We start from the raw sequence: 15,642 nt of genomic DNA, 5'->3' as shown, positions 1-15,642 counted from the left end.
ATGCCCGCCGCACCGGTCGTGCGTCCGCGCCTCACGCCGCTGGTGCTGTCGCTGGCGGGTGCCTGGCCGCTGGCCATGGCCGCCGGCGGCACGGTGCTGGCGCCGCAGCCCAGCCTGGTGGCGCCCCGGCCGGCCACGGTGCCGGTGCCGGCCACGCGCTGGCTGATCAGCGGCGAGGCCACGCGCAGCCAGAGCACCAATGCGGCCGGTGGCACCAACCTGCGCATCGATCAGTCGACGGCACGCGCCATCTACCAGTGGCAGAGCTTCGACATCGGCGCCGCCAGCCAGGTGCGCTTCGAGATGGCCACGGGCGCCACCGGCGCTGCGCTCAACCGGGTGATCGGCAGCGGCACCGAGATCACGCCCTCGCAGATCTTCGGCAAGCTCAGCTCGAACGGCCAGGTGCTGCTGATCAACCAGAACGGCATCCTGTTCGGCCGCGGCGCCAGCGTGGACACGGCGGGCCTGATCGCCTCGACGCTGGATGTGGACAACGGCGACTTCCTGTCGGGCTTCACCACCACGCTGTTCGGCACCTCGCCCACCTTCAAGCTGCGCGACGTCAACAACCCGGCGCTGCTGTACAGCAACCCCGGCAACTTCGTGCTGGTGGATGCCGAGGCCAGCATCACCACCGCCAGCGGCGGGCGCGTGATGCTGCTGGCCGAATCGGTGGAGAACCGCGGCAGCATCAGCACGCCAGCGGGCCAGACCGTGCTGGCCGCCGGCAGCGCCGCCTACCTGCAAAGCCCCACCGCCGAGCGCCTGTATGCCTCGGAAGCCAATGCCGAGATCCCCGCGCTGCGCGGCCTGCTGGTGGAGGTGGATGGGGCCGGGCGCGCCAGCAACCTGGGCCAGATCCTCACTGAGCGCGGCAACACCACGCTGGTGGGCCTGGCGGTCAACCAGAACGGCCGCATCTCGGCATCCACCGGGGTGGCCGAGAACGGCTCGGTGTTCCTGCTGGCACGCAACAGCGTGCAGGCCTACCAGACCAACCAGGTCTACAAGCGCGCCACCCAGGGCGGCACGCTGGTGCTGGGCCCTGACAGCCGCATCGAGCTGCCGGTGGCCGTGGAGACGGTGGACGGCCAGGCCCGCACCAGCACCGACAACTCCAGCTTCACCGCCAGCCGCGTGGAGCTGTCGGGCAAGACCATCGATCTGCAGGCCGGCGCGCAGATCGTGGCGCCCGGCGGCCAGGTGCGCGCCCGCGCCGAGGCCGTGCCCGACTACGAGACCCTCAGCCCGGCCGCGCCCACTGCCTTCACCGCTGACGACGCCCAGGTGCGCCTGAGCGTGGCCGACGGCGCGCGCATCGATGTCTCGGGCACCACCACCGAGACCCTGTCGGCGGGCCGCTGGTTCGTCACCACCGAATTGCTGGGCAACAGCGACCTGAAGGACGCGCCGCTGCAGAAGGACGGCCCGCTGTACCGCAGCAAGGTGAGCTTCGACCTGCGCAAGTCGGTGCCCATCCTGGGCGACACGTCCAGCTACCTGAAGAACCTGGCGCGCACGGCCAATGAGCGGCTGGCCAGCGCCGGCTCGGTGCTGCTGCTGTCGCGTGGCACGGTGGCCACCGGCGCCGGCTCGGCCATTGACCTGAGCGGCGGCCGGGTGATCTACACCGATGCCACCGTGGCGCCCAGCCTGCTGGTGGCCGCCGATGGCAGCCGCTACAGCCTGAACACTGCCGCAGCCGACCAGAAGTACGTGGCCCTGGAGAACAACGCCGCCGCACCGCGCAACCGCTGGGGCGATGCCGTGGCGCGCTACAGCTCGGTGCTGCAAGGCCAGACCGAGACCGGCTATGTCGATGGCCGCGCGGCGGGCACGCTCACCGTGCTGGCGCGCCAGGCCGTGCTGGACGGCCAGGTGCTGGCCGGCACCGCCAGTGGCCGCCGCCAGCAGGACGGCAGCGATGCGCTGGCCAGTCGCGCCGCGCTGGGCCTGACGCTGACCGCGCCGCTGACCTCGCTGTCGACGGCCCTGCCCGGCCCGGCCGACCTGTCGATCAACGCGCTGCACGGCACGCTGGCCGCAGACTACTGGGCGGATCCCGATGCCCAGTCCAACCTGCTGCCCAGCGGCAGCCGCTGGTCGGCCGAGCGCCTGAATGCCGCCGACCCCGGCAGCCTGGCCATCACCACCAGCGGCGGCCTGCGGCTGGACAGCGCGGCCGCGCTGGGCTTCGGCCTGCGCAGCACGGTGAGCCTGACGGCCCAGGGCGCCTCCGGGCTGAGCATGGGCGGCAGCTTCCGCAGCGCCGGCGGCAGCCTGACGCTGCGCACCAGCGACCCCGCCGCCGGCACAGCCACCGGCGCGGGCGTGGCCGGCAGCCTGGTGGTGAATGCCGGCGTGTCGCTCGACGTCTCGGGCAACTGGGTCAACCAGGCCCAGGCCAGTGGCTCGCCCGTGCCCGCCGCGGCGGTGGCCGGTGGCACGGTCACCGTGTCGGCAGCGCATGCGCTGCAGGTGGCCGAAGGCAGCCGCATCGATGTGTCGGGCGGCGCCACCGTGGGCAGCACCGGCGCCATCAAGGGCAGCGCGGCCGGGCGCATCACGCTGGAAGGCAACACCGGCGTGCTGGCCGCGGGCGATCCGGTGGGTGTGGTGGAACTGGGCGCCAGCCTGGCCGGCCATGCGCTCAGCGGCGGCGGCAGCCTGAAGCTGCGGGCCAACGCGATCACGATCTCGGGCACGGCCTCGCAAGCCATGTCGCGCGATGCCGACGGCGGCCTGCTGCTGTCGGCCGATTTCTTCAACCAGGGCGGCTTTGCCAGCTATGACCTGGATGGCGCGCAATCACTGGTGGTCACGGCCGATGCGGTGCTGGCGCCGCGGCTGTCCAACTGGTCGCCCCGCGCCGGCGCCGGCAACCTGGCCTCTGGCGGCGTCACCGCCAGCTTGATGGACACGCTGCAGCTGGCCACCGCGCTGCGCAGCCCCGTCAACCTGAGCCTGCGCTCCACCGGCCTGGACCGCATGCTGCCCAACGGCAGCCTGAGCCTTGCCGCCGGCGCGCGCATCGCCGCCGACCCGCTGGCCACGCTGAGCCTGAGCGCCGGGCGCGACCTGTTCGTGGGCGGCAGCATCAGCGCCGCGGGCGGCAGCCTGTCGCTCACCCTGGCCGGCAGCTTCAGCGCCGCCACGGCGGGCTACGCCGGCAGCCTGGTGTTGGACAGCACGGCGCGCATCGACCTGTCGGGCACCACGCTGCTCACCCCCAGCAGCAACGGCCTGCGCCAGGGCAAGGTGCTGGACGGCGGCAGCCTCAGCGTGTCGGGCGCACGGCTCACGCACATCGATCTGCGCCAGGGCGCGCAGATCCGCCTGGATGGCGCCTCGGATGTGCTGGACCTGACCACACCGCTGGGCAGCACGGGCGGCGGCGTGGCGCTGGGCGGCACCACGCCCACGCAGGTGTCCAGCCGCGGCGGCAGCTTCAGCCTGAGCACGCGCGAGGGCGGTGCGCTGGTGGGCGCCAGCCTCAGCGCCCAGGCCGGCGGCAGCGGCGCGCTGGGTGGCAGCGCCAGCTTCACGCTGGCGGCCCGCGACAACCCCAACGACCGCAGCGCCGACCTGGCCGATGTGCAGCTGGTGCTGCAGGCCGGCACGGTGAGCGAGGGCGCGGCGCGTGGCGAACTGCGCGTGTCGTCCAATGCCCTGGGGTCGGCCGGGCTGGCCGATCTGCGCCTGCAGTCGAGTGACCGGGTGCGCTTCGAGGGCAGCCAGACGCTGGCGCTGGGGCGTGACCTGAGCGTGGATGCGCCGATCATCGAGGCCACGGCCGGCAGCGCCGTGGCCTTGCAGGCCGCCTCGGTGCTGACGCTGGGCAACAGCGACTCCAGCATCCGCTACAGCGGCGTCACCGACACCAGCAACCAGGCGGCGCGCGCCACCAGCGGCGGCAGCGCCAGCCTGCAGGCCAGCGGCGCGCTGGTGCAGCTGCAAGGCATGCAAAGCTGGCAGGGCATCGGCCAGGCCACGCTGACCAGTGGCAGCGAGCTGCGCCTGCGCGGCGTCAGCGCCGGCAGCCGCGATGTCGGGCAGTTGAACGTTGCCGGCGACCTGACGCTGACGGCCGCGCAGATCGCCCCGGCCACCGGCACCGACTGGACGCTGAGCGCCGCCGGTCACACCGTCACCATCGCCCCGGGCGATACAGGCGCTGCCACGCCGCTGTCGGCCCAGGGTTCGCTGAGCATCGACGCCGCGCGCATCGTGCAACAGGGCGTGCTGCGCGCGCCGTTCGGCCGCATCAGCCTGCACGCCACGGACTCGGTGACGCTGGCCGCGGGCAGCCTGACCTCGGTGTCGGGCGCGGACCTGACCGTGCCCTATGGCAGCACGCTGGGCGGCACGGTGTGGAACGCGCCCTCCGGCCAGGCACTCAGCGCCCTGCAGGGCAAGGCCGTGACGATCGATGTGGGCAGCGGCCAGGCCGAGGTGCAGGCCGGCGCGCGCGTCGACGCCAGCGGCGGCGGCTCGCTGCTGGCCTTCGAGTTCGTGCCCGGCCCCGGTGGCTCGCGCGACATCTTCGCAGGCGGCGCCGATGGCGCCTTCGCCATCGTGCCCACCGTCACGCAATGGGCGCCGCACGATCCGCTGATCCAGTCCCTGGTCAACGACAAGGGCCAGGCCGTGAGCACGCGTCTGGGCGATACCTTCACCGTGGGCGCCGGCAGCGCGCTGCCGGCCGGCACCTATGCCGTGCTGCCGGCTCGTTACGCGCTGCTGGACGGCGCCTTCCTGGTGCGCCCGCGCGGCGGCGCGGTGGCGCTGGGCTATGCCCAGGCCCTGGCCGATGGCTCCACGCTGATCGGCGGCAGCCTGGGCGTGGCCTCCGCCGGCACCGCACAGGCCGTGCCCAGCGGCTTCACGCTGATGAGCTCGACGCTGGCGCGCCGCTACAGCGAGATCCGCCGCAGCGATGCCGACAGCTTCTTCGCCAGCGGCGGCACGTCGGCGCTGCCGCGCGACGCAGGCCGCCTGGGCATCCAGGCCGGCAGCCTGAGCCTGGCCGGCACGCTGGCCTTCCACACCGCATCCAGCGCCGCGCGCGGCGGCGAACTGGACATCGCCGCGCCAGTGATGCGCATCGGCAGCGGCACGGCCGCCGCCGGCGAACTGCTGCTCGACCCCGCCCAGCTGGCCGCCAGCGGCGCACAGCAGATCGTGCTGGGCGCGGTGCACGATGCCACCGACAGCAGCGGCCGCCTGCTGAGCGTGCAGGCCAGCCGCATCACGGTAGATGCCGGCCAGCAGCTGACCGCCGCCGACCTGACCCTGGCCGCCCGTGACACGGTGAGCCTGGGCGCTGGCGCCGCGCTCACCGCCACCGGCAGCCTGGCCGAGGGCAGCACCACCGCCTGGCAGGTGGACGGCGATGGCGCGCTGCTGCGCGTCAGCGCCGATGCCCAGGCCAGCACGCAGCGCAGCGCCACCGCGCGCCAGGCCGGCACGCTGAACCTGGCCGCAGGCACGCGACTGGCTGGCGCCGCGGTGCTGGCCGAAGGCACGCAGCGCACCCGCCTGGCCGCCGATGCCGGCATCGAGGCGCGTCAGGTCACGCTCGGTGGTGCCCGCATTGCGGTGGGCACGGTGGACGATGCAAAGGCCAGCGCCAGCGATCCGGATCTGCTGCAACTCTCGCCCGCACTCGCCAGCCGCCTGGCCAATGCCGAGGGCCTGACGCTGCGCAGCTTCAGCAGCATCGATTTCTACGGCGATGCCAGCGGCCAGGTGCAGCTGGGTAGCGCGCAGCAGCGCGCGCTGACGCTGGACGCCGGCACGCTGGCCGTGCACGGCGACGGCACGGCCGTGCGCGTGCTGGCCGGCACCGTGACGCTGCGCAACAGCAGCGGCGCGCCCGCCCAGGCCAGCGCAGGCACCGGCAGCCTGGACGTGCAGGCGCTGGACACGCTCACGCTGGGCGCCGGTGCGATGGCGGCAGCCGGTGTCAGACAGCTGAATCTGCAGGCCGGCGGCGCGCTGGTGGCGGGCGCGGGCGCCAGCCTTACCGCACCGGCCGACCTGAGCCTGAGCGCCGTGCGCGTGTCCGCGCAGCAGGCCGCCGAGGCCGTGGTCCAGGCTGGCGGCAGCCTGGTGCTGCGCTCGGCCAACAGCCCATCCGATGCGGCCACGCTACCGGCCGCAGGTGCCGGTGCGCAGCTCACGCTGCAGGCCGGCAGCATCACGCAGGCCGGACACATCGCCCTGCCCTCGGGCGCCTTGACGCTGCGCGCCAGCGATGGCGGCACGGCGGTGCGCTTCGATCCGTCATCGATCACCGATCTGGCCGGCCAGCGCCAGACCCTCGACGGCGTGGCGCTGGCCTCGCCCGGTGGCGATCTGCGCATCACGGCCACCGCCGGCGACGTGGCGCTGGCCGGGCGCATCGATGTGTCGGGTGTGGCCGATGGTGCCGCCGCCAGCGCGGGCGGCAGCGTCAGCGTGCAGGCGGCCGCAGGCCGGGTCGACATCGGCAGTGACGCGCTGCAGCTGCGCGGGGGGGCCGGCGACACGCAGGCCGGCGCGCGCCTGACGGTGGATGCGGCCCAGGCGCTGAACCTGGGCCGTCTGGCCCAGGTGCTGTACGGCGGCGCCGACCCGCAGACGCTGCGCAACTTCGATGGCGGGCTTCAACTGCGCAACCGCACAGGTGACCAGCAGCTGGACGCCGCCACAACCCTGCGCGCGCAGACGGTCGCGCTGACGGCCGATGCCGGACAGCTGACGGTGCTGGGCCGCCTGGACGGCTCCAGCGCGCCCGGCGGCCAGGGCGCCAGCCTGCAACTGTCTGCCGGCACCGACCTGATCCTGGGTGCGACGGCCCTGCTGGATGGCCGCGGCGCCAGCGGCAGCGGCAGCTCCCGCGTGGAACTGCTGGCCAGCGCAGGCCGCATCGTGCTGGAGGCCGGCGCACGCATCGACACCACCGCCGCAGCCGGTGGCAATGGCGGCACGGTGCTGCTGCGCGCCCCGCGCATCACCGCCGCCGACGGCAGCGCCGACGTGGCCGTGAGCAACCTGGGCATCCGCATCGATGGCGCCAGCCGCGTGACGGTGGAGGCGGTGAAGGTTTACGAGGCCGACACCATCACCGTGGGCGCTGCACCGACCACCGCGCCCACCGCCGCACCGACGGCAGCACCCACCGCGGCGCCCACGGCTGCACCGACTGCCGCACCCACGGAGGCACCGACCCCGGCGCCTACCGCTGCGCCCACGCCGGAACCGACACCGGCCCCCACCGAGCCCCCCGCGCCGACCGACAGTCCGACGGTGGCACCGACCAGTGCGCCCACCAGTGCGCCCACGCCAGCACCGGTCAGCCCCGGCAGCTCCACCATCGGCGTGCTGCCACCCGCGCCGGCCGACAAGGTGCCCAGCGCCAGCACCGGCGTCTCATCGGCTTCGGCGGTCGCCCTGGCCACCGGCACGACCGCCAACGACTCGACCGTGGGGGCCCGTCCGCCCGCGCCGGCCAGCGGCATTCCCACCGTGGCACCGACGCCTGCGCCCACGCCCGCACCGACGCCCGCACCGACGCCAGCCCCCACGGCAGCCCCGACAGCGGCACCAACCGCTGCACCCACTGCCGCGCCAACTGCGGCGCCAACTGCTGCGCCGACTCCGGCTCCGACTGCTGCCCCGACGCCCGCACCCACACCGGCACCCACTGCCGCGCCAACGCCGGCGCCAACCGCAGCACCCACACCGGCCCCAACAGCGGCGCCGACGGCAGCACCGACCGCAGCGCCCACCCCAGCACCCACGGCCGCGCCAACTGCTGCGCCGACCCCGGCCCCGACTGCTGCCCCGACGCCCGCTCCCACCGCGGCCCCTACCGCAGCGCCAACTGCAGCGCCCACCGCTGCACCGACGGCAGCGCCGACTGCGGCCCCGACTGCGGCCCCGACTTCGGCCCCGACCAGTGCGCCGACAGCCGCGCCAACGTCGGCACCCACTGCAGCGCCCACGGCTGCCCCGACGGCAGCACCCACGCCTGCGCCGACCGCCGCGCCGACCGTGGCCCCCACGCCGGCGCCCACCGCAGCGCCGATCGACCCGTCGACGTCCACGATCGGCAACCGCCCGCCCACACCTGCAGGCACGGTGCCGACCACGGCGCCCACGCCAGCACCCACGGCCGCGCCGACCGCTGCGCCCACAGTGGCGCCGACTGCAGCCCCCACCGCAGCACCGACCGCGGCGCCGACCCCGGCACCGACCGCCGCGCCGACCCCAAGCCCGACCGTGGCCCCGACGCCCGCTCCCACGGCAGCACCCACGGCTGCGCCGACACCGGCGCCCACCCCGGCCCCGACGGCAGCACCTACGCCAGCCCCCACGGTCGCGCCGGTCGATCCGGCCAGCTCCACCATCGGCCGACTGCCCCCGACGCCGCCGAGCGTGCTGCCTTCGACCACGCCCACAGCGGCGCCGACCCCCGCACCCACGTCCGCCCCGACCGCGGCACCCACGGCCGCCCCCACTTCGGCGCCCACCGCAGCGCCGACCAGTTCCCCCACGGCGGCTCCGACCGCCGCGCCAACGGTGGCACCGACTGCGGCCCCCACCACACCACCCACGGCCGCGCCAACGTCAGCCCCAACGGCGGCCCCCACCGATCCGGCCTCGTCCACCGTCGGACGGCAACCGCCCACGCCGGCTGGCTCGATCCCGTCGGGTTCGCCCACGGTCTCGCCCACCTCGGCGCCCACCAGCGCCCCCACGGCCTCGCCCACGTCGGCACCGACCGCGGCGCCCACATCCGCACCAACCGCCGCCCCCACGTCGGCGCCCACTCCGGCCCCCACCGCCGCACCCACCCCGGCCCCGAAGTTTGTGTCCACCGGCCAGATCGCCGCCGACACCCTGGCCTTCGCCGGCAGCGACGACGCGCAGTTGCGGGCCATCGCCAGCCGCATTGCGGGCGCCGACACGGCGCTGGCCAGTGCACTGCAGGTGCAACCCGGCGTGGAGATCCGCTCGGCCGGCAGCCTGACGCTGGCCAGCGACTGGAACCTGCGCAGCTTCTCGGCCAACGGCGGCAGCGTGACGGCCTCCAGCGCCACGCCGGTGGCGCTGACCTTGCGCGCGGCCAGCCACCTGAACCTGTCGGCCAGCCTGAGCGACGGCTTCGCGAACAACGGCACCACGGTGGCAACGGCCTCGGCCGTGCTGGCCGACAGCTACATCCTGCCCGGCGCGGCGGCCAGCTTCCGCCTCGTCGGTGGCGCCGACCTGGCCTCGGCCAATGTCATGGCCACGGTGGCTGGCGGCGCCGGTGATGTGCGCATCGGCAAGGCCTCCACCGCCACCAGCGCCACCACGCCCACCGTGATGGTGCGCACCAGCACCGGCAGCGTCGACATCGCCGCCGCGCACGACATCCAGCTGCTGAATCGCCAGGCGGTGGTCTACACCACCGGCACACCAGTGGCCACCGATGGGCTGGGCAACTATCAGCGCCCGCCGGCCAACCTGCTGATCAACGGCGCCAGCGACCGCCAGTCCACCGTGCTGCGTGGCGGCGGCAGCGTGACGCTGACCGCCGGCAACGACGTGATCGGCGGCAGCAACGGCGCGTCGCAGACTGCGTCGGACTGGTGGTGGCGCTACGGCAGCTCGGCCGGCACGCTCAGTTGGTGGAGCCACTACGACCTGTTCCAGCAGGGCGTGGCCACTTTCGGCGGCGGCAACCTTCAGGTCAACGCCGGTCGCGATGTGGTGGGCCTGGGCCTGGCAGCGGCCAGCAGCGGCATCGCCGTGGCCGCCAGCACAGCCGGTGGCAGTGCGCCGCTGCTCAACCAGGCCGGTGGCTCGGTGACGCTGCAGGCCGGACGCGACGTGGTGGATGGCACGGTGTTCGCCGGCGGCGCGCGCGCCAGCCTGAGTGCCGGCCGCGCGTTCACCGCCACCACCGACGGCGCGGGCCTGCAGCTGACCTACCAGAACACGGCCGTCGACCTGGCGGCGCGCACCGACCTGACCGTGGGCCAGCTCACCCAGGCCGGCCTGGCCGCGCCGCTGGAGCGCCAGCGCAACCTCGCCACCAACGGCATGCTGATCGGCGGCCTGGCGCCCGACGCCACGCTGGCCTTGCGCAGCACGGCGGGCGACATCGCCTACCAGGCCCAAGCCCCAGCCCAGCTGGCGGGGGTGTATGCACGCGGGCCGTCGGAGAACGTCATGCCGTCGGTCACCACCTGGGCGGCGCCGCTGGGCAGCATCCGCGCCGCCGGCAGCCTGGTGCAGGCGCCGGTGCAAGGCGCCGACCTGGCCTTCCTGGCCGGCAACGATCTGCAGGTGGCCTCGGTCTCGGCCACCGGATCGACGCCGCAGATGGCCTCGCCCTTCTCCACCTCGGCGTCGGCGCTGACCGAGCTGCTGTCGCCCTTCCCGGCCACGCGCAGCGGCCTCGAGTCAGGCTCGCGCGAGCCGGTGCGGCTGGTGGCGCAAGGCGGCGATCTGGTGTTCGAGCAACTGGCCATCGCCAACCCGGTGCGCCTGATCGCCGGCCGCGACATCACCGGCCGATCGCTCTCCGACCGGCACCAGACGGCCACCGAGACCACGCTGATCGAGGCCGGCCGCGACATCACGCTCGATGCCGTGACCGCCGACGCCACCTTCAGCGTCAAGGTGCAGGGCCCCGGTAACCTGATCGTGGTGGCCGGGCGCGACGTGAACCTGGGCAGCTCGGGCGGCATCGGCAGCGTGGGCAACCAGGAGAACGCCCTGCTGCCCAGCGGCGGCGCCGAGATCACCGTGCTGGCCGGCGTGACGCTTGGCGGTGCCTCGGCCGATGGCGCGCTGGCCCGCGAGCGCTACGTGGCGCTGCTGGGCGCGTCCGGCCTGGCGGGCTGGTCGGCCGACCTGTATGCGCAGTTGTCAGCCGCCGCGACGGGTGCGGTCGCCACGCCCGCGCTGGGCAGCGCGTCCAACACCCAGGCGGCCACGGCCTTTGCGGCACTGCCCTACGCCGAACGCGAAGCACGCGTGCGTGCACTGTTGGGCGATGCGCGCCTGGCGGCGGCGGCCACCAGCTTCCTGGCCGAGCGCGCCGTGGCCCCAGCCGGCAGCACCGATGCACTCAGCCAGGTGGCCAGCCTCAGCGCGGCGCAGCGCGACAGTTTCCTGGCCCAGGCCATCACGCAAGCCTGGCTGCAGGCCACGCCCGCCGCTGCCCGCGCCGCGCAGGTGGCGGCCCTGGCCACGGCACGCAATGCAGGCGACACCGGCACCACAGCGCAAGCCGCCACACCGGCAGCCGGCACCGTGGCGGCGCTGGCCGACTTCATCGCCCAGCGCACCGGCAACCGGCCGGTGGACGCGGCATCGGCCCAGGCTGCCTTCGACGCGATGGCCCCCGAGACCCAGTGGCTGCTGCTGCAACAGGTGCTGATCGGCCAGCTGCGCAGCAGCGGGCGTGCCGCCGCCACCGCGGCCGACGACGCCGCGCGCACGCTGGCCTACGAGCAGGGCTTCGTGGCCCTGGCCACGTTGTTCCCGGGCACACGCGCCAGCGGACAGATCCGCATGACATCCAGCCAGATCAAGACCCAGCAAGGCGGCGCCATCCGCCTGCTGGCGCCGGGTGGCGGCGTGAACGCGGGCGAGACCTTCACCGGCTCGGTGACCAAGCCGACCAGCGCGGTGGGCATCGTCAGCGTGGCCGGCGGCAACGTGGAGGCCGTGGTGCGCGACAGCGTGGTGGTCAACCAGAGCCGCATCTTCACCGTGGGCCAGGGCGATGTGCTGATCTGGGCCTCCACCGGCGACATCGATGCCGGTCGCGGCGCCAAGACTGTCACAGGCGCGCCACCTCCGTTGTTCAAGATCGACGCCAACGGCAACGTGGTGGTCGACACGTCCGGCTCGTTTGCCGGCAGCGGCATTGCCGTGCTCGACAGCCGCAGCACGTTGGACCTGTTTGCACCGGCCGGGGAGATCAATGCGGGGGACGCCGGCATCCAGTCGCGCGGCAGCGCCAACCTTTCGGCCGCGCGCCTGGTGGGCGCCGACAACTTCAACTTCGGCGGCTCGGTGTCGGGCACGGCCTCGCTGGCGGCGCCGGTGAATGCCGCCGCGGCGCTGCCGGCCTCGGCCAGCAATGCCGCCACGGCCACTGCCGCAGGCACTGCCGCCGGCAGCGACGATGACGGCAAGAAGCGTCGCCGCCGCAACCTGTTTCTGGATTTCCTGGGCTTCGGCCAGGGCGACTGATGGCATCGAACAAGCACATGACGAACCCGATCTCCCGCTCTCCCGCACGCCGCCTGCAGCGTGGCCTGGCTCTGGCCCTGGCCGCCGGCACGCTGGCGCTGAGCCCCGCCGCGCACGCCTGGTGGAACGCCGACTGGAGCCAACGCACCCGCGTGACGCTGGACACCACCGACAAGGGCCAGGCCATCGGCGAGGCGGTGAGCCAGGTGCCGCTGGCCATCCGCCTGCACAGTGGCAACTTCGACTTTCTGGCCGGCAAGGACGACGGCAGCGACCTGCGCGTGCTGGCCGCCGACGACAAGACCGTGCTGCCGCACCGGCTGGAGCGCTTCGACGCCACCAACGAGCTGGCCGTGCTGTGGGTGCAGGTGCCCAGCGTGGCGCCGGGCAGCGACAAGAACGTGGTCTACGTCTACACCGGCAATGCCAAGGCACCGGCCGCCACGCCGGCCGCGGCCAGCGGCGGCGATGCGGCACTGAAGTTTGCGGTGCACTTCGACGACCAGGCCGCGCCGGGCATCGACGCCGTGGGCCAGCTGCGCCCGGTGGGCGCGCTGACGCCCGAGCCGGCGGGCCTGCTGGGCGCGGGTGCGCGCCTGGCTGGCACGCCGCTGGTGTGGCCGGTGGCCGATGGCATCAAGGTGGCGCCCAACGGCGCGGCCACCCTCTCGCTGTGGGCGCGCGCCGATGGCCAGGCCCAGGGCCAGCTGCTGGCGCTGGGGCCGCTGTCGCTGGCCTTGGCCGACGGCAAGGTGGTGGCGCGCGTGGGCACGGTGGCCTTGACCGGCGGCGGCGTGACGCCGGGCAGCTGGCTGCACGTGGCCCTGGTGCTGGAGGGCAGCCAGGCGCGCCTGCACGTCAACGGTGCCGAGGTGGCCAAGGCCGCGGTGGCCACACCCGAGGTGGCCGGCGAGATGCGCGTGGGCGAAGGCTTCACCGGCGCGGTCGACGAGATCAACCTGGCGGGCACGGCGCGCAGCGGCGCGTGGCTGGCCGTGCAGGCCGGCAGCCAGGGGCCGGCGGGCCTGCTGGTCAAGTCGGCCAAAGAGGCCAGTGGCGAGGGTGAAGCGGGCGGTGGCCACGGCTACTTCAAGGTGCTGTTCGACAACCTCACCACCGATGCCTGGGTGGTGATCCTGATCCTGGCCGCGATGTTCGTGGTGGCGGCGGCGGTGATGGTCACCAAGCTGCGCTACATCCTGCGCGCCGACAACGACAACCGCCGCTTCCTGGGCCGCTTCCGCGATGCCGGAGCCGATCTGCTGAAGCTCGACGCCGGTGCCACGCACCCGAACTCGTCGCTCTACCGCCTGTACCTGGCCGGCCAGCGCGAGCTGGTCAAGCGCGGCGTGGGTGCCGCCGAGGGCCGCGCGGCACAGGGCCTCAGCGGCGCCTCGCTGGATGCGGTGAAGGCCAGCGTGGACGCCGACCTGGTGCGTGAGTCGCACAAGCTCAACGCGCAGATGGTGTGGCTGACCATCGCCATCTCCGGCGGGCCGTTCCTGGGCCTGCTGGGCACGGTGGTGGGCGTGATGATCACCTTCGCGGCCATCGCCGCAGCGGGCGATGTCAATGTCAACGCCATCGCGCCGGGCATTGCCGCGGCGCTGCTGGCCACGGTGGCTGGCCTGTCGGTGGCCATCCCCTCGCTGTTTGGCTACAACTACCTGGCCTCGCGCATCAAGAACATCTCGGCCGACATGCAGATCTTCGTCGACGAGTTCATCACGCGCGTCGCCGAGGAATTCGGCAGCCGCTGACCGCGGGACCGAGACCGCCATGAGTGCCGACGTCAAAGCCGACAACCAGCCGTATGACGACATCAACGTCACGCCGATGCTGGACCTGGCCTATGTGCTGCTGGTGGTGTTCATCATCCTCACCACGGCCTCGGTGCAGGGCGTGAAGGTGCGCTCGCCCGAGACCACCGCGGCCGAGAACCTGGCCAAGCCGCAGACGCGGGCCATCACCATCACCGCCGACGGGCAGATGTTCCTGGACGCCTACCCGGTCAGCCTGGAGCAGCTGCAATCGCGCCTGGCCGACTACAAGGCCGCCAACCCGGCGCTGCCGGTGGTGCTGAAGGGCGACGCCGCGGCCCAGTACGAGAAGGTGATGCAGGTGCTGGAAGTGACCAAGAAGCTCGACATCACCGAGATCGGCCTGGTCACGCGCCGGGCCGCGCCCTGACACACGAAAGCAGCGGCAGCGCCCATGCAAGTCCAGTCGGAAGCCAAGCCCTATGACAGCATCAACGTCACGCCGATGCTGGACCTGGCCTATGTGCTGCTGGTGGTGTTCATCCTGATGACCACCGCCTCGGTGCAGGGCCTGCACATCACGCTGCCCAAGCCCAGCAACAAGCCGCCCACCGAACGCCATGACCTGAAGATCGTGCAGGTGGCGCCGGGCGGGCAGATCCTGGTCAACGGCGCACCGGTGACGCTGGCCGAGCTGGAGCAGCAGCTGTCGGCCGCCAAGGCGCGCGATCCCAAGATGACCGTGGCCATCAAGGGCGACGCGCGCGCGCCCTACGCCGCCGTCATCGCCGTGATCGACCTGTGCAACCGCCTGGCGGTGAACATGGGCCTGGTCACTTCACGCATTGGCACCTGAGGGCAGGCGCAGCACACCATGGCCCTGGCCGAAGAATCCCTCGAAGCACGCAGCGGCTGGCGCAAGGCCGGCATCGGCGCAGCGGCCGTGCTGGCCCTGCTGCTGCTGGCCTATGCCGGCCACGCGCTGCGCCAGATGATGTCGGCCAAACAGGCACCGCAACGCCAGGTCGCGCGCATCGCCGTGCTGCCTGAAACACCGCCGCCGCCACCGCCGCCGCCCAAGGAGCAGCCCCGGCCCGAGCCGCAGGAGAGCAACCGCCCGCCGCCGCCCGATGTGGCGCCGCAGCCGGCACCCGCCCCGGCGCCCGCCAACGAGCCGCTGAAGATGGACGGTCCGGCCGGCGACGGGCCCAGCGCCTTTGCGGCCGGCGCGGTGAACCGCGAGTACCAGGGCGGTGCGCCGGTGCTGGGCGCCTCGGGCCCGGCGCGTGGCGGCCCCTCAGCCGCCGACCGCGCGGCCGAGCGCCTGTATGCCAACACCGCCCGCCAGCTGCTGCGCGACGCCATCGAGCGCCACCTGCGCGCCGAGGCCGCGCAGGTGCAGGCCGATTTCACGCTGTGGCTGGAGCCCGACGGCCTGATCCGACGCTTTCAGCTGCAACCCACCGGCGACACCACGCTGGACGGCGCGCTGGAGGCGGCGCTGGACGAGACCCGCCGCACGCTGCGTCTGCCCCAGCCGCCCGGCGCGCCAGGCGCCCTGCCGCCGATGCGCTTTCGCCTGTCGGTCCGCCCGCAGGGCTGACCCACGCCACCCTTCCTCATGGCCCGCCGCCCCTCC

General features: G+C 73.8%; 5 protein-coding genes. All 5 read left to right on the top strand.

Annotated features, from left to right (window positions below; translation table 11 throughout):
• From AACH10_RS07280 to AACH10_RS07260, 5 genes are read left to right on the top strand one after another with little or no spacing between them, the layout of a single operon-like run.
• The gene (locus tag AACH10_RS07280; RefSeq protein ID WP_341409703.1) at nucleotides 1–12,243 is read left to right on the top strand and encodes a filamentous haemagglutinin family protein; all 12,243 of its coding nucleotides are present in this window, start codon (nucleotides 1–3) and stop codon (nucleotides 12,241–12,243) included.
• Nucleotides 12,244–12,260: 17 nt separating this feature from the next.
• Nucleotides 12,261–14,003, top strand: coding sequence for a DUF2341 domain-containing protein (locus AACH10_RS07275; RefSeq protein WP_341409702.1), 1,743 nt, complete (start codon nucleotides 12,261–12,263; stop codon nucleotides 14,001–14,003).
• Between the two features lie 19 nt (nucleotides 14,004–14,022).
• Nucleotides 14,023–14,433 (top strand): ExbD/TolR family protein, encoded by a 411-nt coding sequence (locus AACH10_RS07270; protein WP_341409701.1) that lies wholly within the window; start codon nucleotides 14,023–14,025, stop codon nucleotides 14,431–14,433.
• Between the two features lie 24 nt (nucleotides 14,434–14,457).
• Nucleotides 14,458–14,859, top strand: a complete 402-nt coding sequence (locus AACH10_RS07265) for an ExbD/TolR family protein (protein WP_341409700.1) — start codon at nucleotides 14,458–14,460, stop codon at nucleotides 14,857–14,859.
• Nucleotides 14,860–14,877: 18 nt separating this feature from the next.
• On the top strand, nucleotides 14,878–15,606 hold the full coding sequence (locus tag AACH10_RS07260) for a hypothetical protein (protein WP_341409699.1): 729 nt from the start codon (nucleotides 14,878–14,880) through the stop codon (nucleotides 15,604–15,606).
• Nucleotides 15,607–15,642 lie beyond the last annotated feature (36 nt).

Source organism: Pseudaquabacterium inlustre (assembly GCF_038066595.1).
GTDB classification, from domain to species: domain Bacteria; phylum Pseudomonadota; class Gammaproteobacteria; order Burkholderiales; family Burkholderiaceae_C; genus Pseudaquabacterium; species Pseudaquabacterium inlustre.
Note: the sequence above shows the minus strand (reverse complement) of the source record. Positions and strands in the feature narration are given on the sequence as shown.

What these genes read in the sequence shown, in the direction of transcription:
- AACH10_RS07280 (WP_341409703.1), top strand. Translation starts at nt 1, where the DNA reads ATGCCCGCCGCACCGGTCGTGCGTCCGCGCCTCACGCCGCTGGTGCTG.
- AACH10_RS07275 (WP_341409702.1), top strand. Translation starts at nt 12,261, where the DNA reads ATGACGAACCCGATCTCCCGCTCTCCCGCACGCCGCCTGCAGCGTGGC.
- AACH10_RS07270 (WP_341409701.1), top strand. Translation starts at nt 14,023, where the DNA reads ATGAGTGCCGACGTCAAAGCCGACAACCAGCCGTATGACGACATCAAC.
- AACH10_RS07265 (WP_341409700.1), top strand. Translation starts at nt 14,458, where the DNA reads ATGCAAGTCCAGTCGGAAGCCAAGCCCTATGACAGCATCAACGTCACG.
- AACH10_RS07260 (WP_341409699.1), top strand. Translation starts at nt 14,878, where the DNA reads ATGGCCCTGGCCGAAGAATCCCTCGAAGCACGCAGCGGCTGGCGCAAG.